This window comes from Nocardioides yefusunii (genome assembly GCF_004014875.1).
Taxonomy (GTDB): domain Bacteria; phylum Actinomycetota; class Actinomycetes; order Propionibacteriales; family Nocardioidaceae; genus Nocardioides; species Nocardioides yefusunii.
In genome coordinates, this window is record NZ_CP034929.1 from 1418124 (window position 1) to 1439643 (window position 21520).

Annotated in this window: 24 protein-coding genes; 13 read left to right on the forward strand and 11 right to left on the reverse strand. The window is 70.6% G+C overall.

What is annotated here, in order from left to right; genetic code table 11:
* The first annotated feature begins 48 nt into the window (after nucleotides 1-48).
* Both EOV43_RS06405 and EOV43_RS06410 read left to right on the forward strand, forming a co-directional pair.
* Nucleotides 49-648: an ABC transporter permease subunit gene (locus tag EOV43_RS06405; RefSeq protein WP_239022291.1), complete on the forward strand. Its 600-nt coding sequence runs from the start codon at nucleotides 49-51 to the stop codon at nucleotides 646-648.
* A 125-nt stretch (nucleotides 649-773) separates the two neighbouring features.
* Complete coding sequence (locus tag EOV43_RS06410) at nucleotides 774-1577, forward strand: sulfotransferase (protein ID WP_128220295.1); 804 nt, start codon at nucleotides 774-776, stop codon at nucleotides 1575-1577.
* A 9-nt stretch (nucleotides 1578-1586) separates the two neighbouring features.
* Here the strand turns inward: EOV43_RS06410 and EOV43_RS06415 are convergent, their stop codons facing one another.
* Nucleotides 1587-1994 (reverse strand): DUF732 domain-containing protein, encoded by a 408-nt coding sequence (locus tag EOV43_RS06415; protein WP_128220297.1) that lies wholly within the window; start codon nucleotides 1992-1994, stop codon nucleotides 1587-1589.
* A 332-nt stretch (nucleotides 1995-2326) separates the two neighbouring features.
* Here EOV43_RS06415 and EOV43_RS06420 point away from each other — a divergent pair, with 332 nt between their 5' ends.
* The 4 genes from EOV43_RS06420 to EOV43_RS06435 all read left to right on the forward strand — a co-directional run bounded on the left by EOV43_RS06420 (nucleotide 2327) and on the right by EOV43_RS06435 (nucleotide 5410).
* Nucleotides 2327-2575, forward strand: coding sequence for a hypothetical protein (locus EOV43_RS06420; protein WP_128220299.1), 249 nt, complete (start codon nucleotides 2327-2329; stop codon nucleotides 2573-2575).
* 110 nt (nucleotides 2576-2685) lie between these two features.
* Complete coding sequence (locus EOV43_RS06425) at nucleotides 2686-4152, forward strand: catalase (protein WP_128220301.1); 1467 nt, start codon at nucleotides 2686-2688, stop codon at nucleotides 4150-4152.
* A 4-nt stretch (nucleotides 4153-4156) separates the two neighbouring features.
* On the forward strand, nucleotides 4157-4672 hold the full coding sequence (locus tag EOV43_RS06430) for a lipocalin family protein (protein WP_206611406.1): 516 nt from the start codon (nucleotides 4157-4159) through the stop codon (nucleotides 4670-4672).
* A gap of 87 nt (nucleotides 4673-4759) precedes the next feature.
* Nucleotides 4760-5410, forward strand: coding sequence for a hypothetical protein (locus EOV43_RS06435; protein ID WP_128220305.1), 651 nt, complete (start codon nucleotides 4760-4762; stop codon nucleotides 5408-5410).
* Between the two features lie 62 nt (nucleotides 5411-5472).
* Here EOV43_RS06435 and EOV43_RS15835 read toward each other — a convergent pair whose 3' ends face one another.
* Complete coding sequence (locus EOV43_RS15835) at nucleotides 5473-5601, reverse strand: hypothetical protein (RefSeq protein ID WP_277745811.1); 129 nt, start codon at nucleotides 5599-5601, stop codon at nucleotides 5473-5475.
* Between the two features lie 182 nt (nucleotides 5602-5783).
* On the opposite strand from EOV43_RS15835, the gene EOV43_RS06440 reads away from it, so the two are divergent.
* A complete protein-coding gene (locus tag EOV43_RS06440; protein WP_128220307.1) occupies nucleotides 5784-8408 on the forward strand; it encodes an Eco57I restriction-modification methylase domain-containing protein in 2625 nt (874 codons plus the stop codon).
* A gap of 4 nt (nucleotides 8409-8412) precedes the next feature.
* On the opposite strand, the gene EOV43_RS06445 is transcribed toward EOV43_RS06440, so the two are convergent.
* Together EOV43_RS06445 and EOV43_RS06450 are read right to left on the reverse strand one after the other, a co-directional pair.
* A complete protein-coding gene (locus EOV43_RS06445) occupies nucleotides 8413-9183 on the reverse strand; it encodes a glycosyltransferase family 2 protein (protein ID WP_128220309.1) in 771 nt (256 codons plus the stop codon).
* 11 nt (nucleotides 9184-9194) lie between these two features.
* A complete protein-coding gene (locus EOV43_RS06450; RefSeq protein ID WP_206611407.1) occupies nucleotides 9195-9794 on the reverse strand; it encodes a DUF2238 domain-containing protein in 600 nt (199 codons plus the stop codon).
* Nucleotides 9795-9937: 143 nt separating this feature from the next.
* On the opposite strand from EOV43_RS06450, the gene EOV43_RS06455 reads away from it, so the two are divergent.
* Both EOV43_RS06455 and EOV43_RS15840 read left to right on the forward strand, forming a co-directional pair.
* Nucleotides 9938-10990 carry an asparaginase gene (locus EOV43_RS06455; RefSeq protein ID WP_128220311.1) on the forward strand — a complete coding sequence of 351 codons (1053 nt, stop codon included), beginning with the start codon at nucleotides 9938-9940 and terminating at the stop codon, nucleotides 10988-10990.
* Nucleotides 10991-11223: 233 nt separating this feature from the next.
* The gene (locus EOV43_RS15840) at nucleotides 11224-11346 is read left to right on the forward strand and encodes a hypothetical protein (RefSeq protein ID WP_277871132.1); all 123 of its coding nucleotides are present in this window, start codon (nucleotides 11224-11226) and stop codon (nucleotides 11344-11346) included.
* A 423-nt stretch (nucleotides 11347-11769) separates the two neighbouring features.
* On the opposite strand, the gene EOV43_RS15385 is transcribed toward EOV43_RS15840, so the two are convergent.
* Entirely contained in the window at nucleotides 11770-12042 is a 273-nt protein-coding gene (locus tag EOV43_RS15385) for a hypothetical protein (protein ID WP_164878784.1), read from the reverse strand.
* 184 nt (nucleotides 12043-12226) lie between these two features.
* On the opposite strand from EOV43_RS15385, the gene EOV43_RS06465 reads away from it, so the two are divergent.
* Nucleotides 12227-14518: a catalase gene (locus EOV43_RS06465; protein ID WP_128222179.1), complete on the forward strand. Its 2292-nt coding sequence runs from the start codon at nucleotides 12227-12229 to the stop codon at nucleotides 14516-14518.
* Here the strand turns inward: EOV43_RS06465 and EOV43_RS15965 are convergent.
* Entirely contained in the window at nucleotides 14511-15281 is a 771-nt protein-coding gene (locus tag EOV43_RS15965) for a hypothetical protein (RefSeq protein ID WP_421905821.1), read from the reverse strand. The two genes, EOV43_RS06465 and EOV43_RS15965, sit on opposite strands and share 8 nt — an antisense overlap.
* A gap of 230 nt (nucleotides 15282-15511) precedes the next feature.
* Here EOV43_RS15965 and EOV43_RS06475 point away from each other — a divergent pair, with 230 nt between their 5' ends.
* Nucleotides 15512-16336 carry a sigma-70 family RNA polymerase sigma factor gene (locus tag EOV43_RS06475; protein ID WP_128220313.1) on the forward strand — a complete coding sequence of 275 codons (825 nt, stop codon included), beginning with the start codon at nucleotides 15512-15514 and terminating at the stop codon, nucleotides 16334-16336.
* A gap of 28 nt (nucleotides 16337-16364) precedes the next feature.
* On the opposite strand, the gene EOV43_RS06480 is transcribed toward EOV43_RS06475, so the two are convergent.
* From EOV43_RS06480 to EOV43_RS06490, 4 genes are all read right to left on the reverse strand, one after another.
* Nucleotides 16365-17168 carry a GAF and ANTAR domain-containing protein gene (locus tag EOV43_RS06480; RefSeq protein WP_128220315.1) on the reverse strand — a complete coding sequence of 268 codons (804 nt, stop codon included), beginning with the start codon at nucleotides 17166-17168 and terminating at the stop codon, nucleotides 16365-16367.
* 203 nt (nucleotides 17169-17371) lie between these two features.
* A complete protein-coding gene (locus EOV43_RS15555; protein WP_206611408.1) occupies nucleotides 17372-17836 on the reverse strand; it encodes a hypothetical protein in 465 nt (154 codons plus the stop codon).
* Complete coding sequence (locus EOV43_RS15560) at nucleotides 17815-18201, reverse strand: hypothetical protein (RefSeq protein WP_206611409.1); 387 nt, start codon at nucleotides 18199-18201, stop codon at nucleotides 17815-17817. Before EOV43_RS15560 ends, EOV43_RS15555 begins: the two co-directional genes overlap by 22 nt.
* Nucleotides 18202-18726: 525 nt before the next feature.
* Nucleotides 18727-19827 carry a glycosyltransferase gene (locus tag EOV43_RS06490; RefSeq protein WP_128220317.1) on the reverse strand — a complete coding sequence of 367 codons (1101 nt, stop codon included), beginning with the start codon at nucleotides 19825-19827 and terminating at the stop codon, nucleotides 18727-18729.
* A gap of 90 nt (nucleotides 19828-19917) precedes the next feature.
* On the opposite strand from EOV43_RS06490, the gene EOV43_RS06495 reads away from it, so the two are divergent.
* Nucleotides 19918-20535, forward strand: coding sequence for a phosphoribosylanthranilate isomerase (locus EOV43_RS06495; RefSeq protein ID WP_206611410.1), 618 nt, complete (start codon nucleotides 19918-19920; stop codon nucleotides 20533-20535).
* Nucleotides 20536-20581: 46 nt separating this feature from the next.
* Nucleotides 20582-21079: a DUF3253 domain-containing protein gene (locus tag EOV43_RS06500; RefSeq protein WP_128220321.1), complete on the forward strand. Its 498-nt coding sequence runs from the start codon at nucleotides 20582-20584 to the stop codon at nucleotides 21077-21079.
* Nucleotides 21080-21248: 169 nt separating this feature from the next.
* Here EOV43_RS06500 and EOV43_RS06505 read toward each other — a convergent pair whose 3' ends face one another.
* On the reverse strand, nucleotides 21249-21455 hold the full coding sequence (locus EOV43_RS06505) for a cold-shock protein (protein WP_128220323.1): 207 nt from the start codon (nucleotides 21453-21455) through the stop codon (nucleotides 21249-21251).
* Nucleotides 21456-21520: the final 65 nt, after the last annotated feature.

Here is a 21520-nt window from a genome sequence, read left to right on the forward strand (position 1 = left end):
CCCGATCTCACCGACCAGTTGCAGGACGCCTTCGTCGAGACGCTCTGGATGGTGGCGCTCACGCTCACCATCGGTGGTGCCCTCGGGCTGCTGCTCGGCCTGGCGCTGTACGCCACCCGCCCCGGCGGGATCTACGGCAACCGGGTGGTCAGCGCGGTCCTCAACTTCTTCGTCAACTTCTTCCGACCGATCCCGTTCGTCATCTTCATCGCCGCGGTGCAGCCGCTGGCGCGAGCGGTGGTGGGCATCGGGATCGGCAACAAGGCCGTCGTGTTCGCGCTGATCCTGGCCGCGATGTTCGGCATCGGCCGGATCGTCGAGCAGAACCTCGTCACCGTGCAGCCCGGCGTGATCGAGGCGGCCCGGTCGATGGGCGCCTCCCGGATGCGAATCCTGTTCCAGGTGGTCGTCCCGGAGGCCTACGGCCCGCTGATCCTGGGCTACACATTCGCCTTCGTCGCGATCGTCGACATGTCCGCGATCGCAGGAGTGATCGGCGGCGGTGGCCTCGGCGCCTTCGCCCAGGTCTACGGATACCGCCAGTCCGACACTGTCGTGACGTGGACGACCGTGGTCCTGATCGTCCTCATCGTCCAGGTCGGTCAGGGGCTGGGCAACTGGGCAGCCCGGCGCGCACTGCGCCGCTGAGACAGAGCGCCCCACGTCGAGGAGACAGAGGGCGCCCCACGGCGTCAGGAGCACGTCGTCGGTGAGCCCCGGTCCGCCTGGACCGGGGCTCACTGCACTCCGCGGCAGATGCGTAGGGTTGCCCCGTGCCCGAACGTTCTGCTGCTCGTACCGCTCTCGTCCGCTTCCTCCCCGTGCCCGTCCGTGTGACGCTGCGTCGCAGCCTGGACGGCGCCCGCCGACGCGTCTCCGCCTCCGCGTTGGGTGAGGCCAGGCGGCGCGCTCGTCACGACGACCTGCAGTACGTCTTCGTCCTGACCTACGGCCGTTCGGGTTCGACCCTGATGATGGGCATCCTCAACTCGATCCCCGGGTGGTGCCTGCACGGGGAGAACCGGCACGCGTTGCGTGGCCTCTACGACTACCACCGCACGCTCGTGATCGAGCAGGACCGGGTGCCGCTCCACGAGGCCCAGCAGGTCACCCATCCGTGGTTCGGGATCGACCGGTACGACCGCGCCGCCTCCTTCGCCGCGGCTCGCCGTCTGGTGCTCGACTCGATGCTGCGTCCCGCCAAGGACGTCCGGGTCACCGGTTTCAAGGAGATCCGGTGGTACGACGCCGACGTGGCCGACTACGTCGCGTGGGTGCGTGAGGTGTTCCCCGGCGCCCGCTTCGTGGTGAACACGCGCAACCTCGGCGACGTCGCCCGGTCCGGGTGGTGGCGCGACGACCCGGACGCTGCGGCGACCCTGGCGGACATCGAGACCCGGATGCTGGCGCTCGCCGACAGCCTCGGTGACGCCGCATACCGGGTCCACTACGACGACTACAAGGGCAACCCTGAAGCGTTGCGAGGGCTCTTCGAGTGGCTGGGCGAGGAGTTCGACGCCGAGCGTCTGGAGCAGGTCATGTCGACTGATCACTCGGTGATGAACCGGACCCGCTGAATCGCGTGCTCAGAGGTCTGACGCCTCCTGAACGGGCACGACCTCGGGGCACAGGTGGGTGAGGGCCGCCTTGACGAGCGCGTCGCCGGTGGGTCGGGCCACGGCGTAGGCGGTGGCGACCTCCTCGCCGACCTTCGAGGCCGGCTTGCCGGGGACGGTGGCCGAGCCGCCGAGTTCGTCGCAGAGGTCGCGGCCCACCGCGCGTACCTCCCGCGGGGTGAGCTCCTGCAGGGCCGGGATCCTCAACTCCTGCTGCGCCACGGAGCTGAATGACCCGGGGTCACGGTAGGCGACGGCGCGACCCGCCCCGGCCAGAGCGACCAGGCTGACCACGGCGGCCGTGCCGATCATCAGCCACGCCTTGCGGTCGTTGCGGTGGTCCGCGGCGGGGTGTGTGGGCGGTTCGAGTGGGTCCACGGGTACTCCTCGGAGGCGGCCGCGCGCGCGGGTGCGCGCCGGGATGGGGAGCCGGTTCTCCGAGTCGACGTGCTCCGCGTCCTCATGATGGGACGCCTCGGCCGGTTTCGCACCTGCAGCCTCACTCCGGTCTAGAGTGTCGAACACCTGTTCGAAGGCATGTGAGGGTGGTGGTGGGGCGGATGTCTGAGGAGACGGCTGAGGAGCAGGCGGTGTTGTGGGGTGAGCCGGTTGCGCGCCGCCCGTCGCGACGATCCGCTGCGCCGCGGTCAGTCGCGCGAGCGAGTGCGACGTCCGATCGGCCGGCCTGGGTGGTTGGCGACTCCACGTACGTGCTGCGTGATGACGACTTCGCAGGGCGCGGGTGGCCTGCCGGAACCGTGCTGCACGTCGAGCCCGCCAGCCGCGCCGGTCGCGGGGATCTCGTGCTCGTCTCCGAAGGAGGGGTGATCCGGGTGGGCTGTTTCGGGGTCGATCGAGGGCGTCCGGCCCTGCTCACCGACCACGGTGCGACCTGGCTCTCCGAGCGCGCCCGGGTGGTGGCCGTTGCCACGGTGGTTCAGGCTCCGCTCGCAGTCTGACCTCGTCGGCGTGACGCGCGTTGTTCGTGGTACGGACAACCGTTGACGTCGCACGTCGTCGCGGATGAGGGTGGGGAGCGTCATGTCCGCCCCGACGGAGGTTGCATGCAGTGACGAACCAGAAGCCCGAACCGACCACCACCAACTCCGGAATACCGGTCTCCAGCAACGAGCACTCCCTGACGGTGGGTCCTGACGGGCCCATCGTCCTCCACGACCACTACCTGCTCGAGCAGATGGCGACGTTCAACCGTGAGCGGATCCCTGAGCGTCAGCCCCACGCCAAGGGCGGCGGTGCGCACGGCCACTTCGAGGTGACGCACGACGTCTCCGGATTCACCAAGGCTGCATTCCTGCAGCCGGGCACGAAGACCGACGTCCTCGCCCGCTTCTCGACCGTGGCGGGTGAGCGCGGATCACCGGACACCTGGCGTGACCCGCGCGGTTTCTCGCTGAAGTTCTACACGACCGAGGGCAACTTCGACCTCGTCGGCAACAACACCCCGGTCTTCTTCCTCCGGGACCCGATGAAGTTCCAGAACTTCATCCGCTCCCAGAAGCGTCGCGCCGCCAACAACCTGCGCGACCACGACATGCAGTGGGACTTCTGGACGCTCTCGCCCGAGTCGGCCCACCAGGTGACGTGGCTGATGGGAGACCGCGGCATCCCCAAGACGTGGCGCCACATGAACGGCTACGGCTCCCACACCTACATGTGGGTCAATGCTCAAGGTGAACGATTCTGGGTGAAGTACCACTTCAAGACCGACCAGGGCATCGACTTCCTGCCCCAGGACGAGGCAGACCGTCTCGCAGGTGCTGACGGTGACTACCACCAACGCGACCTCTTCGACTCCCTCGAGAAGGGCGACCACCCCTCCTGGACCCTCAAGGTGCAGGTCATGCCGTACGCCGACGCCAAGGACTACCGCTTCAACCCGTTCGACCTCACCAAGGTCTGGCCACACGGCGACTACCCGCTCCAGGAGGTCGGCAGGCTGACCCTGGACCGCAACGTCACCGACTACCACTCCGAGATCGAACAGGCCGCGTTCCAGCCCAACAACATGGTGCCCGGCACCGGCCTGAGTCCGGACAAGATGCTGCTCGCGCGTGGCTTCTCCTACGCCGACGCCCATCGGGCCAGGCTCGGGGTCAACTACGAGCAGATCCCGGTCAACCGTCCCAAGTCGCCGGTGAACTCCTACTCCAAGGACGGCGCGATGCGGATCGACCTCGCCGCTGATCCCGTCTACTCGCCCAACTCCTACGGCGGTCCTGCGCCCGACGTCGAGAAGTACCCCGAGGACGCCGTGTGGCACTCCGACGGCGAGTTGGTCCGTTCGGCCTACACGCTGCACGCCGAGGACGACGACTGGGGCCAGGCCGGCACGCTGGTGCGCGAGGTCATGGACGACGCTGCACGACAGCGTCTCGTCGACAACGCCGCCGGGCACCTTGCTGACGGGGTCTCGGAGCCGATCCTCGAACGCGCCTTCGAGTACTGGCGCAACGTCGACACCGAGATCGGTGACCGGATCGCCGCTGCGGTGGCAGAACTCAAGGATGGGGAGTGATCGCGTGAGCGAGGTCGGAACCGTCACCTCGGTCGATGCCTTCGACCTGGAGCGTTACCTGGGGCTCTGGTACGAGATCGGCCGGCTGCCGCTGAAGTACCAGGACGAGGAGTCGCGTGATGTCACCGCTCAGTACTCGCTGAACGACGACGGATCGGTGCGTGTCGACAACCGGTGCATCGACGGCGAGGGCAAGCCCACCCAGACCCTTGCCAAGGGCTCGGTCGTGGAGGGGGAGGTGGGCCAGCTGACGGTCAACTTCCTGCCGAAGTACCTGCGCTGGCTGCCGTTCACCGACGGCGACTACTGGGTGTTGCGGCTGACCGAGGACTACTCGGTCTCGTTGGTGGGAACTCCTGACCACGCCCACCTGTGGCTGTTGGCTCGCCGTCACGAACTCCCTGAAGCGGTCGTCGAGGAGTTCCTGGCCACGGCTCGGGAGCAGGGGTTCGACCTGACGGACTTCACCCGCACCCAGCAGAGCGGGAATCGGGTGGAGGACGGAGACGTCGAGGACTGATTCATAGGCCTCCCTGTTGATTCAGGCTGTCCTATCATTGCGACGCCCGGCGCTCCGTGCCGGGCGTCGCGCACTCCTGGGGGTCAGGTGAGAACACGACGGCGTCAGCCCGACGTGGAGGTCGGGTGTCTGCAGATCCTGCTGAGTCGCGACCGAAGGGCCTACGTCCGCTGGATCACTGCTGCGGGTGGTGAGGTGCAGGACGTCGACCTCGGTCGCCTCGCGACGGTGGCCGCCGTTGACTGGGCACTCCGTGCGACGCTTGCGAGCACGGGTTTCGCCGATGACGAGGTGGAGCGTCTGCTCGCCGGCGCGTGTGCGGCGAAGTCCGCCTCGGGGTTCGCACGTGACCTCGGCGTCGTCGAGGTGGTGCAGGCAGCCCCCCCTCCCGCAACGCTGGGCGGAGCCGTCCACGTGGACGTGACCCAACCAGCCGAAGGGCCCTTCCGCCTGTCGTGGCGAGTTCCGTCCACTCCCGTCGACGCCCCTGTGGACGCCCGCACGTTGGTCTCGGCAGCGCGGGTGTTGGCCGTCGCCTGGGCACTGGCTGAAACACACGGTCACGGAGGAGCCGTCCGCCATGCCCTGTATGCGGTACGAGGCGGGTATGCGACCAACGGCCGATTCACCCCGTCGTCCTCCTCGGAACTGATGGCGCTGCTCCTCCAGTTCGGCTCGGCGCGGGCCGAGAGCGACGAGCAGGCTGCGCTGCGCCGCGCCTCGTTCCGCATCGTCTGACGCTGCGATCACGCCTGCCGTCAAGCCTGCCGTCAAGCCTGCCGTCAAGGTTGCGTGCTGGATCACCGCGCCATCGGTCCGGTGGACGAGAGGCCGCTGACCAGCCCGACGCTGGACACGCTGGGCGCCTCGCGTTCGAAGTCACGTGGGCGGATCAGCTGGGTGCCCAGGGCGAGGTCGCCGAGGTTCACGCCCAGCGTCTGGACCTCAGAGCGATCGCGAGCACACCGAACTGTTCGGGGGGTGGACGCGGACCATCACGATGCCCGCCAGGACCCGCTGCCCCAGCGTCGATCCGCATTTCCTGCAGCGGTGGCGCCCGATGAGGTGTTCGGGTGGTCCGGCTCCACGCGACAACGCCTACGCTGGGTCCGTGTCCGATCCCCGCGAACCTCGTCGCCTGGCGGTCGCGGCACGCAAGGAACTCACCCGGGGCGTCGAAGCACGCCTACGTGACCTGCTGGCCACGAAGGCGCCTCTCGCGGCGTGCACCGCGCACGCTGCGCTCGCCGAACGGGTCCGCCGCGCGGGCCGGCACGCCCGTGGCCGCGCCGTCGTCGCCGAGGACCTGGCCTACGCCCTCTTCGTCCGCGCCGTCGTCCTGCACCTCCTGACGGTGCGCGGGTGGCAGGAACCGGTGACGGACGCAGAAACCTCCGCCCGGGCCTGGGCGACGTGGAGCTCCCGCCTGCCAGCCCTCCGCGTGATCGGCGAGGACACTGCCCTGCTGGCGCTCGCTACCCCGCCCGAGCACTGGGGACCCACCGGAGTGCCCGGACGCCTGCGGGCACTGATCACGCCCGGGGAGCACGACGCGCCCGCGACCCTGGGGTGGCTGCACCAGCACTACTTCACCGAACACCGACGACACACCTACGCCCGGCTGGCCTCGGCGCCCGTCGACGGCCCCAACCTCGCGGCCGTCACCCAGGTGTTCACCCCGGAGTGGGTGGCACGCACCCTCCTGGACAACTCCGTGGGGCTGCACACGCCTGAGGTGCCCGGCAGCCATCTGCTCCGCGCTGACCCGGACGCCGGACGCCCGGCTGAGCCCGACCGCTCCGTCCCCGACGGTGGCGTGCCAAGCGTCCTCGACCCCGCCTGCGGAGCCGGACACCTGCTGCTGCCCGCGTTCGACCAGCTCTGCGACCTCCACGAAGCACGAGGCCTCGACGCCCGCGCTGCGGTCGAGGCCACGCTCACCGATCGGCTGTGGGGCCTCGACGTGGACCCCCGCGTCGTGGCGCTGGCCTCGACCAGCCTCACCCTACGGGCCTGGGACCGCCTCGGTGGCCCGGTCGACGGTCTCCCCGCACCGCAGGTCCACACGCTGCTCCCGATCCGGTTCACCCGCCCCGAACTGCGCCGCCTCCCACACCTCGACCCCGAGGCAGACCGGACGCTCAGCGACACCTTCTGGCACCAGTTCGCCGACGCCGACGTGCTCGGACCACTGGTGCGTTCCGACGTCACCCACACCGAGACCGCCTCGACCCTGCTCACCGAGACCGACCTCTCCACCCTCGCACCGGAACTCCGCGACCGCGTCCGGAGGGTGCTCCACCAGGCCCGCCTGCTGACCCGCCGCCACGACGTCGTCGTCGCGAACCCGCCCTACCTCGGCACCCGCCACATGGGTCCGCGGCTGCGCGCACTCGCCACGGCTCTCTACCCGGAGACCAAGGGCGACCTCTGCACGATGTTCCTGGAACGCACCCTGGAACTCCTCGTCCCCGGGGGACTTGCCGCCGTCGTGGCGAGTGAGTCCTGGTTCGTCACCACCCGCACCCGCCGGGTCCGTGATCTCCTGCTCTCGCGTGCCCACCTGCGCACCGCGGTGTGCATCGACGCAGCAGCGTTCGGGGTCCGGCTCAACACCGTCGCGACCGTCCTGCAGGTTCCTGTCCGTGCCGGCGACCCGGCTCCCGACACCCTGTTCACCCGGGTGGGCCGCGACGACCTTGCCGCCGCGACCCCTCAGCGACTCCCGGTGCCCGGTCGCACCGTCCAGCGACGTCACGTCTCTGCGTTCGACGCTGTCCCCGACCGGGTCCTCGTCTTCGACCTCCCGCCCTCGCTGCTCGCCCTCTACGCCAAGGGAGTCGTGCTGGGTGACGTCGTCGGACTGCGCCAGGGCATGGCCACCACCGACAACGCCCGCTTCGTCCGGCGTTGGTGGGAAGTCCCGGCCGACGAGGTGCAGCGGGGCCTGGGGCCGGGGGAGCGGCACCACTCGGCGCGGTGGGTGCCCTACAACAAGGGCGGTTCGGCGGTGCGCTGGTGGGGCAACCAGGAGTACGTCGTGCTCTGGGAGGACGACGCCCGCGCGCTGCGTGAGGTGCGCCCGGCCGCGACGATCGAGGACCAGGACTTCTTCCGCTCGTCAGTGTCGTGGTCCAACATCGGTCGCAACGGCGTCCAGTTCCGGATCTACCCCGACGGGTTCGTCTTCGACGTGGCCGGGATGAGTGCCTTCGTCGACGACGAGCGAACCCGGCTCAACCTGCTCGGCTACCTCAACTCACCGCTGGTGCGGGCCGCGATGGACGTCCTCGCCCCGACGCTGAACTACCAGGTGGGCGACGTCGCCCGGCTCCCCGCACCCGAGCTCAGCACGGGGGAGGACCACCACCGCGTCGCTGAACTGGTCGCGTTGACCCGAGCCCTGTGGGCCCAGGAACACACCTCGTGGGAGCACGAGGCACACCCCCTGCTGCTGCGCAACGAGGCGACGTTGGAAGCACGGGCGCGTGCCCACGTGCGCGAACGCGAAGCGACGTTGGCCCGGATCCGGGACCTGGAGACCGCCTCCGCTCACTACTGGGCCGATCGGGTGCAGGCCCTGACCGGAGTCGTCGTCACCGAACGCGACCCCGGTCCCACGACGCTGCCGCCGACCCGCGACGTGGCCGCACTCGTGGCAGAGGCCGAACTGCTCACCGCCACGGGGGCACGCGCTCTGGACCCCCGCACGGCGTCCTCGACGCCCGCCGCCTGAGCACTCAGCGTCCCAGACGGACCTGCCACCGCTGCCAGGCTGGTGCGTCCGCGAATCCGATCCTGACGGTCTCCGCACCCCGCGCCCACCGCCGCCGCCACTGAGCAGTGCCGGTGACCGAGCGCGACGACACGTCGGCACGCAACCACGGGTTGAACACGGTCCGGGCCCAGACGACGTCGTTCTCGCCCCGTCCGTCCGGTGCGGACGGCCGTGGCCCCACGGCGAAGGCCAGGTCCATGTCGTCGTGGACGTCGTCGTCGAGGTGAACGCGGTCCCGGGCCTGCTCCCACACCTCACGCCGCATCGCCATCGAGGAACCCCAGAACGGTGCCTGTCCGAGCGCGGCCCATGTAGGGAGGTAGTAGGCGCCGAGGTAGAGCGCGGAGACCGGAACACGCAGCGGCCACGGCAGGTCGTGGAAGAGGCCGATCCCGGTGACGGCGTCCACCGTGTCGTCGGCCAGTGTCTCGCCGATCCGGCGGGTCCAGTCGGGGTGGGGACGGGAGTCGGCGTCGAGACGCGCCAGCACGTCACCGGCGCAGGCGTCGTAGCCGGTCGCCGACGCCCGCGGGATCCCGCGGCGAGGTTCGGGCACGACGCGTGCCCCACCGGCGACGGCGACGGTCGCAGAGTCGTCGGTCGAGCCGTTGTCGACCACCACCACCTCGTAGGGCGCGACCTCCTGAGCGGCGAGGAGACGCAGGCACTCGCGGAGTTCGTCGGCGTCGTCGAGGACGGGGATGACCACCGAGATCCGGAGCCCCGAGCTCACGCACGAACCCGTCACAGATCAGATCCGTTCGGGTGGGTGAGGGGGCTCCGGAGCCTGGCAGCGACGACGACACCCGCCACTGCCGCACCGAGAGCCCCGAGAGCGAGGTCGGACATCGTGTCGCGGTAGCCGACCTGGATCCGTGCGTCGACGACCTCGTGACCCCACCACTCGCCGAGCTCCCACACGGTGGCCAGCGCCAGCCCGGCCAGGAAGGTCAGCAGTCCGAGGGCGGTGCGCCGCAGCGGGGCGGGGAGGTCCGGCGCCAGGAGGCCGTAGTGGACGACCGTCAGCCCGACGGTGGCGGCCAGGAGTCCGGTGAGCACCCCGTGCACGGCGAGGTCCAGCCACGGGACGGTCACGTAGGCATCCAGGAGCGCTGCCCACGCGGCCGACAGCATCACGCTGCACAACGCCACGTCGAACTCCGCCGGAGCCCCGAGAAGGACCGGCGCCATGCACCCTCCGAGGACGAGGAGGAGCAGCGCCGCTCCCACGAACCCGTCGGTCGAGGCAGCGACAGGAACGCTCCCGGCGGCGACGCCGCGCACGGCGTCGGGCCAGCGCAGACTCCCGGAGAAGGCGGTGGTCCCGTGGCTCAGCAGCGTCATGGTGTGACGTTAGAGGACGACGACGGTCTCCGCACCTGATACCGGCGCTGTCCTGGGGGGACGCGGCGCTGGAATCCTGTCACGGTGGCGCGTCGTCGTAGCGTGGACGTCTCACCCGGTGACGTTCTCGGAAGGACCCCCACGTGACCTCTCAGACAGCCCAGACCACGTCGACCGCGGCTGGTGACAACTCTCTCCCCGTCGTGGAACTCTTCGCCCTCGGCGGAACGATCGCGAGTGCTCCGCGTACCGACGGCGAGGGAGTCTCGCCGACGGTACGGGTCGAGGACCTCGTCGCGGCGGTTCCCGGGCTGGTCGCGGTGGCGCAGGTGCGTGCCACGCAGGTGCTGCAGGTTCCCTCCTGCGAGGTGACGCCGGGCGACGTCGTCGAGCTCGCGGCCCGGATGCGTGCCGCCGTCGACGCCGGAGCAGCCGGATGCGTGGTCACTCAGGGCACCGACACGCTCGAGGAGACCGCTTTCCTGCTCGACCTGCTCTGGGACCGCGAGGCGCCGGTGGTCGTCACCGGAGCGATGCGGACACCGGACGCGCCGGGGGCCGACGGCCCCGCGAACCTGCTCGGAGCCGTCACCGTCGCGGCGTCCGACACTGCCCGGGGCGCCGGCGTGCTGGCCGTCGTCGGCGACCAGATCCACGCGGCCCGCTACGTGCACAAGGCCCACACCTCGGCGCCGTCGGCGTTCGTCTCGCCCGGTACCGGCCCGATCGGATGGCTCGTCGAGGGGCGCGCCGCCCTGGCCCTGACCCCACGCCGGCCCGCAGCAGTGCACCTGGCCGAAGACACCCCTCTGCCCGAGGTCCTGGTCGTCCGGGTGGGGATGGGGGAGAGCCCCGCGCTCCTCAGCGCCCTCGTGTCCGGGGCGGTTCCCGGCGTTGCCGGCGTCGTCCTCGAAGGCGTCGGCGGTGGTCACGTCCCGCGTGCGCTGGTCCCGGCGCTGCGTGACCTGGTCGCCCGTGTCCCGGTCGTCCTGGCCTCCCGCACCGGCGCGGGCGAGACCCTCTCGCGCAGTTACGGATATCCCGGGGGTGACGTGGATCTGACCCAGGCCGGACTGGTGCCTTCGGGCACCCTCGACGCTGCACGTGCGCGACTCACGCTGCGGGTCGCGCTGGCCGTGGGCGTCGAACGGGGGGAGGTGGAGGACTGCTTCCGTCGGCTCGCCCGCACCGACTGAGGCGGTCAGGTCCGGTACCGACCCGGTGCATGCCGCCCCACCCGGGGTGCCGGGCAGGACGAAGGATGAGCCATGACCAGATTCGGCTACTTCCTCTCCATCGAGGAGTACACCCCCCGACCCGCTGCGTGAACAGGCAGTCCTCGCCCAGGAGGAAGGTTTCGACGAGCTGTGGATCAGCGACCACTTCCACGCTGGAACGACATCCAGGGCCAGAGCCCTTCGTCTGGTCGATGATCGGCGCGATCAGCGTCGAGCCCGACCTGTCCGTCACCACCGGCGTCACCTGTCCCACCGGCCGCGACCAGCGCGGTCTTGCTGAAGGGACGGTTCCGGCTCGGCGTCGGCACCGGTGAGGTGCTCACCGAGGACGCCACTGCGTCGTCGACGCCGCCCGCATCTACACGCTGCCGGAGAAGCCGCCGCCGGTGATCGTCTCCACGTTCGGTCCGTGCACCGCACCTGGGGCGCATCGGGGCTCCTCGGCGAGCGCAGGCCCTGCCCTCACCCAAGCACTTCGAGCAGGCCGCCCAGCTGGTGACCGAGGAGACGACGGCAAAGAAGGTGGTCTGCGGGCCGGACGTCGTGGACCACGTCGCGGTGATGGAGAAGGGCGTCAAGGCCGGGTTCGACGAGGTCTACGTGGGCGGCATGGGGCCGCACTGCGCGAAGACGCTCACGGTGTACGGCGAGGAGGTGCTGCCGTTTCTGCGGATCGGTCGAGGCGCACGTCAGGACCCCGGCGTCACTCGACGCCGGGGTGCGCCCACGTCCGCGGGTCAGCGGTGGGAGGTGTCGTGCCCGGCCCAGCTCTGCGGTGGGTCGCTGGCGGGGAAGGATTCCTCGCCCCACTCCTCGACCTCGTCGTTGGCGGAGCCGCCCGACTGGCTGCTGGCCGGCGTGTTCTTCTCCGCCTCCTCACGAGCTGCCTCGTCCTTCGCCTCGTCGGGGGTAGGGGCGAGCGTGCGGCCGTGCTCCGGCTTCTCGACGCGGCCGCTCTGCTGCTGGCTGGTGCCCTGCTGGGCCTGGGCGTTCTCGGTGTTCTCGTCCATGCCGTCCCAGTACCCGCCCCACCTGCCTCCATGCGCGGGCCGGGCGCCGGTGCATGCACCGTGCGGAGCCCGGCAGGTCCACGATCGGTCGCTCCCGGGGACGTCGGGGAATGAGGTGCGTCACTCGGGGTACCGGACCGACTCACCACCACACCGCACCACGAGCCCTGACCAGGAGCACGCCATGGAACCGTCCGACCTCGGCAGGAGGATCACCGACGCGCTGCGAGGTGACCCCGACGAGAAGAACCCCGACCTGACCACCCACGGACTGGACGACCCCGCCCACGTGGGAGGCGCCAAGCCGTCGCTGGAGGAGCCGACCGAGCCCCGCGACCCGCTCCCGCCACGGCCCGACCAGCGCGGTGCCGCCGACGTCTCCCCGACGGGGGCACCCTGTTCCGCGCCGGGAAACGACGCGCGAGCCCCCGGCCGCACCCAGCAGGGGGCGTACCTCACCACGGCCCAGGGAGCCCGGTTGCGCGACACCGACCACTCCCTGAAGGCCGGACGCCGGGGACCCACGCTGCTCCAGGACCACCACCTGCGGGAGAAGATCACCCACTTCGACCACGAGCGCATCCCCGAGCGCGTGGTCCACGCCCGCGGGGCGGCCGCCCACGGTCGGTTCGAGTCCTACGGGACCGCCACCGACGCCACCTGCGCACCGTTCCTTGCCGAGGGCGTGGTCACCCCCGTCTTCGTTCGCTTCTCGACGGTGCTCGGTTCGCGCGGGTCGGCCGACACCGTGCGTGACACTCGTGGGTTCGCTACGAAGTTCTACACGCCGGTGGGCACCTTCGACCTGGTGGCCAACAACATCCCGGTCTTCTTCATCAAGGACGGGATCAAGTTCCCCGACGTGGTGCACGCCGCCAAGCCGCACCCCGACCGGGAGATCCCGCAGGCCCAGAGCGCGCACGACACGTTCTGGGACTTCGTCACCCTGCACCCCGAGGCGCAGCACCACACCATCTGGAACATGTCCGACCGCGGCATCCCGCGCTCGTACCGGATGATGGAGGGCTTCGGCGTCCACACGTTCCGCCTGGTGGACGCCGAGGGCGGCACGTCGCTGGCCAAGTTCCACTGGAAGCCCGTGCTGGGGGTGCACTCCCTGACGTGGGAGGAGGCCCAGACGCTGGCGGGCGCCGATCCCGACTACCACCGCCGTGACCTGTACGACTCGATCGAGGCGGGCCACCACCCGCAGTGGGAACTGGGCGTTCAGGCCTTCCCCGACACGCCGGAGCAGACCTTCGAGGGCATCGACCTGCTCGACCCGACCAAGCTCGTGCCCGAGGAACTCGCTCCGGTCCAACGGGTGGGGCGCCTCACCCTGGACGCCAACCCCCGCAACTTCTTCGCGGAGACCGAGCAGGTCGCGTTCCACCCCGGGCACCTCCCGCCGGGCATCGACGTCACCGACGACCCGCTGCTCCAAGCGCGGCTCTTCTCCTACCTGGACACGCAGCTGACCCGCCTGGGTGGCCCCAACTTCGGCGAGATCCCGATCAACCGGCCCCAGGCCCTGGTCAACGACATGCTGCGCGACGGTTTCCACCAGCAGGCCGATCACGCCGGCGTCGCGCCCTACAAGCCCAACTCCCTCGACGGTGGGTGTCCGTTCATGGCCGGGCCGGGGGCGTTCACCGACCTCCCGGTGCGGGTCACCGAGTCGGTCAAGGAACGTGCCGACGTCGACGAGGCCGACGACCCGCTGCGGCAGGTCCGCCTATTCTGGGACTCCCTCAGCGACGTCGAGCGGGAGCACGTCGCGGGCGCGTTCGCCTTCGAGCTCGCCTCGTGTCGTGAGGCCGTGATCCGGGAGCGCCAGGTCAACCTGCTTGCCCAGGTCTCCACCGACCTGGCCACGACCGTCGCCACGTCTCTGGGGCTCCCTGCTCCCGCACTTGCTGACGCGAGCGTCCCGGACCGGCCCGAGCCCAGCCCTGCGCTCTCGCAGGTGGGACGCACGTGGCCGGTCGCGGGCCGCAAGGTGGCCCTGGTGGTCGACCCCGGCCACCCGCTCGACGACCTAGGCGCCTGGCTCGACCAGCTGCACGCCGCCGGGGTCGTCCCGGTGGTGGTCGCGCCGCACGGCGGAACGGTTGAGGGCATCGAGATCGGACGCACCCTGACCACGGCTCGCTCGGTAGAGTTCGACGCGGTGCTGTTCGCCGGGGCGCCGCTCACGCTGGCCGACGCCCGGCCCGGCATCGACGTGCGCACCGCGACGTTCCGCGAGTCCGACGTCGACCCCCGCGTGCTGGTGATGGCCCAAGAGGCGTGGCGCCACTGCAAGGCGATCGGTGCGTGGGGTCTCGGAGGCGAGGCGGTCCACGTCGCGGGCGTGCCGGAGGACGCTGTCGGAGTCGTCGTGGCCGGCCAGGCCTCCGAGGTGATCGACGGGTTGGTCGAGCACCTGGCCGCGCACCGGGTCTGGGACCGGTTCCCTGCCGTCCCGCTCACCTGAGGGTGACGCCGAACGGCCCCGGGCAGCGAAGCTGCCTGGGGCCGTTCGGCGTTCCACGCCGTGAGGAGGAGGTCAGTCCTCCGGGAGCAGGCGCGCCGAGAGCACCTTGTGGGTGCCGTCGCACCACGGGAGCAACGAGGATCGCAGGCAGCGGCACACGGCCACCGCCGGGCGGTCCACCGGTACCTGTTCGCCGTCGGGCCCCGGCCATGACCTCGCTCCACGGACGAGCAACGGCCCGCCGGGGCAGGGCCACTTTCGCCGGCCCGGCGACGCGAGCCAGCACGAAGTTGTGCGGGTCGGACTCCTGGAGGTGGTAGATGCTGCGGTGCATGAGGAAGTCCAGGTACTCGTCCCGGTCGGCCGTGCTGCGCAGATGGGGGGTCAGCGAGACCCTACGGGCCTGGTCCGGACGTGAGGCGGCGGCCACGAGCTCGCGCACCACCTCCACCGGGCCATCCCCGACGGCTCCGACGGTTCCGGGGAGGACCGGCGCGGCCAGGGCACGCAGGTCGGCCTCGAACCGGGCCTCCAGCCTGCGTCGCAGCTCCAGGACGACGGGGGAGTACTCGTGCGCGTCGTCGACCCCCTCGACGCCGGCGACCTGAAACTGGTGGCAGATCCACAGAGCGGTCTGGACATCTGCGTCGTGCAGTGAGGCGCCGGTGCCGTCCGGGTCCGGGACCTCGGGAGAAGGGGCACAGCACGCCCGGCACCGGGGGCGCGAGGAGTGGGTGGAACGGTCAGGACGTCGAGGAGCCAACCGGTGAGCGGTCCTCGCGGGCGGGGGCGGGCCACGGGTTCCATGGGCACGTCTGTACCCAGTACCGTCCGGTCTCATTCATAGTTCGGCCGGATGAGGTCCTCCGACTGAAGTACTTGACGTTCCGTCACAGCGCGTTACGTTGGAAAAGGTGCGACACCCCGACGCACCTCCTCCTTCCCGCTGGAGCCCACGGCGGGGGAACACTCTCACCACGAGGTGGCCGAATCATGGACCACTCGCAGTTCCAGAAGTCCCTGTCCGCTCCCACCCCTCTCGACCTGTCGCGCGAGGAACGCAGCCGCCGGACCAGACAGCTCGCACTCCAGCTCCGGTCCACGAGCTGTCCGGACGAACGTGAACGACTGGTCGACGAGATGATCCTCGTCAACCGTGGTGTCGCCGACTCCATCGCCCACCGCTACACCGGGCGCGGCGTCTCCGTCGACGACGTCCGGCAGGTGGCAGCCGTCGGCCTCGTCAAGGGGGTCCAGCGCTTCGACCCGACCCGCGACCAGGACCTGCTCACCTTCGCGGTTCCCACCATCCGCGGCGAGATCCGCCGCTATTTCCGCGACCACGCCTGGTTCGTCCGGCCTCCCCGCCGCGTCCAGGAGCTCCAGTCCGGCATCACGCGGTTGCGGGAGACGGTCGCCCAGAGTGACGGGCGCGAACCCAGCGAGCAGGAGGCCGTCGCCGCGCTGGGCACCACCGCTGAGGAGTACCGCGAGGCGGTCACCGCGTTCGGGCAGTTCTCCCCGTCGTCGCTCGACCGACCGTTGCGCGAGGACGGCGCGACGCTCGCTGACGTCTTGCCCGACCCTGACGACGGGTTCGCCGCGGTCGAGGCACGCCTCCTCCTCGAACCCGTGATCGGCACGCTGAGCCCGCGCGAGCGTGACCTTCTGCGCTGGAGGTTCGTCGAGGACCTGACCCAGGTTGAGATCGGCCGTCGTCTGGGAGTCACGCAGATGCAGGTCTCGCGCCTGCTGTCGTCGCTCATGGCGCGCATGCGCGAGAGCATCGCCGGGTCGAGTCAGGCCCTGGCTGCCTGACGACGCCAGCGCCGGGGCGACGGGCGGGTCACGGCCGGAGCTCTTCCTTGGGGAGCACCGGGCGTGACCCGAGCGGGTCCGGCTCACGGTGCGCGGGCACGTGCGGTGTCTCGAGCGCGCCGTTGTCGATCACCGTCCGGGCGACGTCGCGCAACTTCATGTTCGATGCGCTGGCGTAGCGCCGCAGCGCCTCGAACGCGTTCACCTGGTCCAAGCAGTAGCGCTGCATCAGGATGCCCTGGGCGATCCCGATGACGTGCCGGGAGCTGATCGCGGCCTCCAAGCCCTCGAGTTCGCGGGCGGTGGCCAGTGCACGGGTGGCGTGCGTGGCGAAGACCAGGCCACGGTCGAGGTCGTCCCGCGTGAACGCGGAGATGCGCGAATCGTAGATGTTGATCGCGCCCAGGAGGCGCGGGTCGCCGTCGGGTCGGGGCAGCACGAGTCGCAGGTTGAGGACCGAGCGGACACCCTTGGACGCTGCCAACGGACCCCACACCGGCATCCGGGGATCGGTCAGCGTGTTGCGGCACAGGAGGCCGACCTGGTCGGGCTCTCCCGCCAGCGCCGGTCCGTCACCCAGCTTGGCCTGGATCTCGTCGCACTCGGTGACCACTGGCGCACTGGCGGCGACCGACTCCCACCGACCACGGCGGCGCCGCAGCGCGATGCCTGCCCAGTCTCCGTGCACGACGTTGAGGGCCTGCTCGAGGATACGCTCCAGAGTCGGCTCCTCGGCCGGCTGGGCGTGCAGCTCTTGGCTGATCTGCGCGAACCACGCAGCCACGTCCTGCCCACCCGGCGGGGGGCCAGCGGTCCTCACGTGCTCACCCATCCGAGCGCGGGGTCCTCACGGACCAGGCCCTCGCGTGCGAAGACGGCCAACCAACCCTTCATCGGATCCTCACCCCATCTCTCGGAACAGCCGCGCATTTCGGACGATGCTGTGCAGGTGCTCGAAGGGAGGGCTGGACACCGGGTGCCACTGGTGCAGTGCCCTCGCTGATCCCACCCATCCCAGTCTGAGTCCGTTGGACGTCACGCTGCGCGCAAAGTCCGTGTCCTCTGCTCCGTACCCGACGTACTCGTCGTCGAAACCGCCTGCGTCTTCCCCTGCGGAGGACGAACAGGCAAATGACAATGACCAGAAGAGGTCGGGGTCCTGCCCACGTAGACGCTCGCCCCGCGCGGGAGCCGGGCGAGCGGGGGGTGGGGCCGGTCCAAGTGCTCGGGGTGCTCGGGGTACTTCTTCAAGGGTGCTTGCAGGTAGGTCACCGGTCCGGACCAGACGACGTCGGGCTCGGCGCGCTCGGCGTCGCGGTAGCCCTCGCCCAGGCCCGGCAGGGCGAGGCAGTCGACGTCCAGGAAGACCAGCACCCGGGCGCCACGCTCCAGAGCGTACCGGGCACCCACGTTGCGGGCCGGCGCCAACGGCAACTCGCCGTCCACCAGCGGGACCGCCGCGCAGGCCCGACCGCTGCTCACCAGGTCGGGATCGTCCATCGCCACCACGACCCGATGGTGCGGCACCTCCACGCGCAGGCTGCGTTCCTGGACCGCCAGGTGCGCGTGCCGCCCCCATGCCACCGTGACCACGGCGACCGGCACGCCTCGTCCCGACGCACGGACGTGTCCAGGAGTTCCTCCACGATCGTGGCGAACCGGTCCACGGCACGCCCGTCGCACCACCCTTCCCAGTCGTTCCCGTCGAGGGCGGCGGCCCTGCGCACGACGTCGTCCCACGCAGTTCCTGCGGTGTCGCCGACCAGCACGGCGGGAAGGTTCTCGGCGACCACGTGGGCGGTGGTGGCCTGTTCGTCGAACGGTCGCTCGGCGGGCACCAGCACCGACGGCTCAGCACTGTCCAATCCCAGTGCCGGGTCGCCTCCTGCAGCGCGATGACGGTCGCGGCGTCGAAGACGTCCCCGCCGTCACCGCACAGCAGGGTCGCGGAGCCGCCGCGCCCCGTCCTCGCCGAGCGGGACACGACGGCGTCAGGGGGGGGCGGGGGAGAACCGGGACACGGCTCCCACGCCTAGGAACCGGTTCACGGTCGAGGCCGCTAGGCCGGGCAGGAGGTCGGGGGTGAAGGCGTCGGGCCACGCGCCCACGAGGGCGTCGGCGCACCGGAAGCCCAGCGTGTGGGCGTCGTCGTCGCGTCGTCCAGGTGCGGTCATCCCCATCGCGGGCACCCGAGCAAACGGGCCAGGTCGGTCACCTCCATCGACTGGTCGACGACCAGTGCCGCGGGGTGCGTGTCGGCGACCCACCCGGCGGTGCGAGCGGCCCGACCCTGCAGTCGGCGGTGGTGGGTGGGCGTCCAGTGCAGCGGCGCCGTGCCGGTCCCGGGACCGGCAGGTGTGGGGTGGTCGTCGCGGGGCAGCTGGATCCACTCACCGGGCCAGGCCTGGGGGTGAGGGAGCGAGGACAGACCGATGACCCCGACCCCGAGATGCTCGGCGACGCTCCGCGCCAGCTGCTGGGCGCGCACGAGATGCCCGCTGCCGACGTGGTGCACGTAGTGGCCGATCATGCCACCGCCTCCCGGGCGAGGCTGCGGCACGGGACAGGCGGGCGGCACGACGCATCGCCATGCCCAGTGCCCCGACGCCGCCGCCGGGAACCAGCACACCGACCGCCGGCGTGACGAACTCGGGGCGACCGCCGCGGGCGTAGCCGGCCATCGGGGTGCCGCACGCCAGGGCCTCGGCGGCCACCAGCCCGAACGGCCCCTCCCAAGCCGGACTCACCACGGCGACGTCGGCCGACGCCACCCAGCGGCGCAGTTCCTCCTGCGGGAGGTGGCCGAGGAACCGGGCGCCACGCCCGAGTCGGGGAACCACCTCGGTGGTGTGGTACTCGGCGTCCACCACCGGCCCGGCCAGCACCAGCGGGGTCCGGGCGGTGCGCGCCGCGTCGATGGCATCGTGTGGTGCCTTCTCCGGGACGATCCGTCCCGACCAGACGGCGTGGTGCCGACCCGTCACGCCCGCAGCCGTGGGGTGAGGCTCGTAGCCCGGGGGCTGCCAGCGCAGGACGTCGACCCCGTTGGAGACATGCGGGACCCAGCCGCCGCGCAGCACCCGTGACCACGCAGTCGCGGTGTCGCCGGAGACGGCCACGAACGAGCCGGGGGCACGCGTACCCGTGACGGCGTCGCGCAGTCGACCCGTCAGCGGCGTGTGCAGGGCGGTGAGCATGGGCGCAGGAATGGTGTGCGCGCGGGTGATCGGCACGGGGGAGAGGCTGTGGTTGTGGATCACGTGGAACTGGGGGAGCACCAGCGCCTCCCGGCCCCAGCGTCGACGGATCTCCACGGCAGCTCCGGGGGGCAGCGTGATCAGCGCATCGGCTGCCGGGACAAGGACGTCGAGGGCCGCGTCGTGGGCGCCGCGGTTTCGGTGGTGCGGGTTGCGCAGGTCATGGACGGTGAACACCAGTGGGAGGCCCCGACGACGCAGGGCAGCGGTCCACGCAGCCGGTCTGTCGTTCATGGTTCACAGGTACCCCTGCGGGCATGGGGCATGCGTGCTGCGCCGGGATCGGGGTGCAGCCGTGCCTCTGCGAGAATCGGGGATGTGTACGTGAAGATCTGTGGCCTCCGCACCTCCGACCACGCCCGGGTGGCGGTGGAGGCGGGAGCCGACGCCGTCGGTGTGGTGATGAACCGCACCAGCGTCCGTCGGGCCACCGAGGACGAGGCGCGTGAGGTCATCACCGCGACCCGCGCCGCCGCGCACGTGGCTGATCGCGTCGTCGACACCGTGCTCGTCGTCAACGACATGGCGGCCGTCGAGGCTGCGGAGATCGCGGCTCGGCTCGGCTTTGACGTGCTGCAGTTGCACGGCAAGGCGTACGGCGAGGAGGACTTCGCCGCGGCTCGGGCCGTGTTGCCCCGGATCTGGCGCGCCACCTCGCTCGATCTCGACCCGCCGCTCACCGTCGGCGCGTGGGGCGAGGAGATGCTGCTCCTCGACGCTCCCAAGCCGGGATCGGGTGAGCGCTGGGACCTGTCGGTCCTGGCCGGCAGTGCACCGCAGGGACACTGGCTCGTCGCCGGTGGCCTGGCGCCGGGCAACGTCGCCGAGGCCGTCGACGTCGTGAAGCCGTGGGGCGTCGACGTCTCCAGTGGTGTGGAGGTCGAACCGGGGGAGAAGTCCTCGGACCTGATCCGCGCCTTCGTGGCGGCCGCGCGTCGCTGATCGTATGCCCCTTCCGTCGGGGGCATGAACGCGTCAGAGTGGGCAGATGCCCACGGACGATGACGGCGTCGAACGCACCGAGGACGGCCGCTACATCGTCGTCAACGGACGACGCTGGCGAGCCAGTGACCCCTCGATCCCCGAGAAACTGCGTCAGGAACTCGTCAACGTGCTGATGGCCGCACGTCGGGCGGTGCGTACCGAGGGCGACGGAGCGCGTCATCGGGTCCAGGACGCGAAGGTTGCGTTGGGGGAACGCGGCCAGGCGTGGTGGGAGACGGTCGACGACGAGGCGCTGCGGGTCCGCGTGGCGGCGACGGCCCGGTCGCTGCTGCGCCATCGTGAAGGAACGATCTGCCCCAGCGACGTTGCGCGTGTGGTGGGTGGTGAGTCCTGGCGCGAGCGGATGGACCTGGTCCGCGAGGTGGCATTCGCGTTGGCTGACGAAGGAATGGTCCAGGTCACCCGAGGCGGTGAGCCCGTGGCGCGGGGCGAGGGGTCAGGCCCGGTGCGGATCGCCCGAGGCGAGAACTTCCCCGAGTGACCTCTCGTCCACCCCGGGACGTCATCAGGATCGAGGGCTTGAGCCCTCGATCCTGATGACGTCCGGCGGTGGGTTGACGTCCGGCGTCCGGGCGTTCGATCAACCGGGAAATGGCACGAGGCCCTGATCCGCAGAGCGGATCAGGGCCTCGGCAAAGATCTCAGAGAGATCAGAGGGGGCGAACGTTCTCAGCCTGGGGACCCTTGGGGCCCTGGGCGAGGTCGAACTCGACCTTCTGGTTCTCGTCGAGCGACTTGAAGCCGTTGCTCTGGATGGCGGAGAAGTGAACGAAGACGTCGTCGCCGCCGTTGTCCTGAGCGATGAAGCCGAAGCCCTTCTCAGCGTTGAACCACTTGACGGTGCCCTGAGTAGCCATGTTTCTGATCCTTTGTGTTCAAACCAGTCGCACTGTGCGACCGGGTCGTGCTGAAGACATCTGAC

Bases quoted from the DNA above. Each gene is read 5' to 3' on its own strand.
- EOV43_RS06405 (WP_239022291.1), top strand. From the start codon at position 49: ATGGTGGCGCTCACGCTCACCATCGGTGGTGCCCTCGGGCTGCTGCTC.
- EOV43_RS06490 (WP_128220317.1), bottom strand. From the start codon at position 19,827: ATGAACGACAGACCGGCTGCGTGGACCGCTGCCCTGCGTCGTCGGGGC.
- EOV43_RS06505 (WP_128220323.1), bottom strand. From the start codon at position 21,455: ATGGCTACTCAGGGCACCGTCAAGTGGTTCAACGCTGAGAAGGGCTTC.
- EOV43_RS06500 (WP_128220321.1), top strand. From the start codon at position 20,582: ATGCCCACGGACGATGACGGCGTCGAACGCACCGAGGACGGCCGCTAC.
- EOV43_RS15840 (WP_277871132.1), top strand. From the start codon at position 11,224: ATGATCGGCGCGATCAGCGTCGAGCCCGACCTGTCCGTCACCACCGGC.
- EOV43_RS06480 (WP_128220315.1), bottom strand. From the start codon at position 17,168: ATGGGTGAGCACGTGAGGACCGCTGGCCCCCCGCCGGGTGGGCAGGAC.
- EOV43_RS15385 (WP_164878784.1), bottom strand. From the start codon at position 12,042: ATGGACGAGAACACCGAGAACGCCCAGGCCCAGCAGGGCACCAGCCAG.
- EOV43_RS06465 (WP_128222179.1), top strand. From the start codon at position 12,227: ATGGAACCGTCCGACCTCGGCAGGAGGATCACCGACGCGCTGCGAGGT.
- EOV43_RS15555 (WP_206611408.1), bottom strand. From the start codon at position 17,836: ATGGACGATCCCGACCTGGTGAGCAGCGGTCGGGCCTGCGCGGCGGTC.
- EOV43_RS06475 (WP_128220313.1), top strand. From the start codon at position 15,512: ATGGACCACTCGCAGTTCCAGAAGTCCCTGTCCGCTCCCACCCCTCTC.
- EOV43_RS06450 (WP_206611407.1), bottom strand. From the start codon at position 9,794: ATGACGCTGCTGAGCCACGGGACCACCGCCTTCTCCGGGAGTCTGCGC.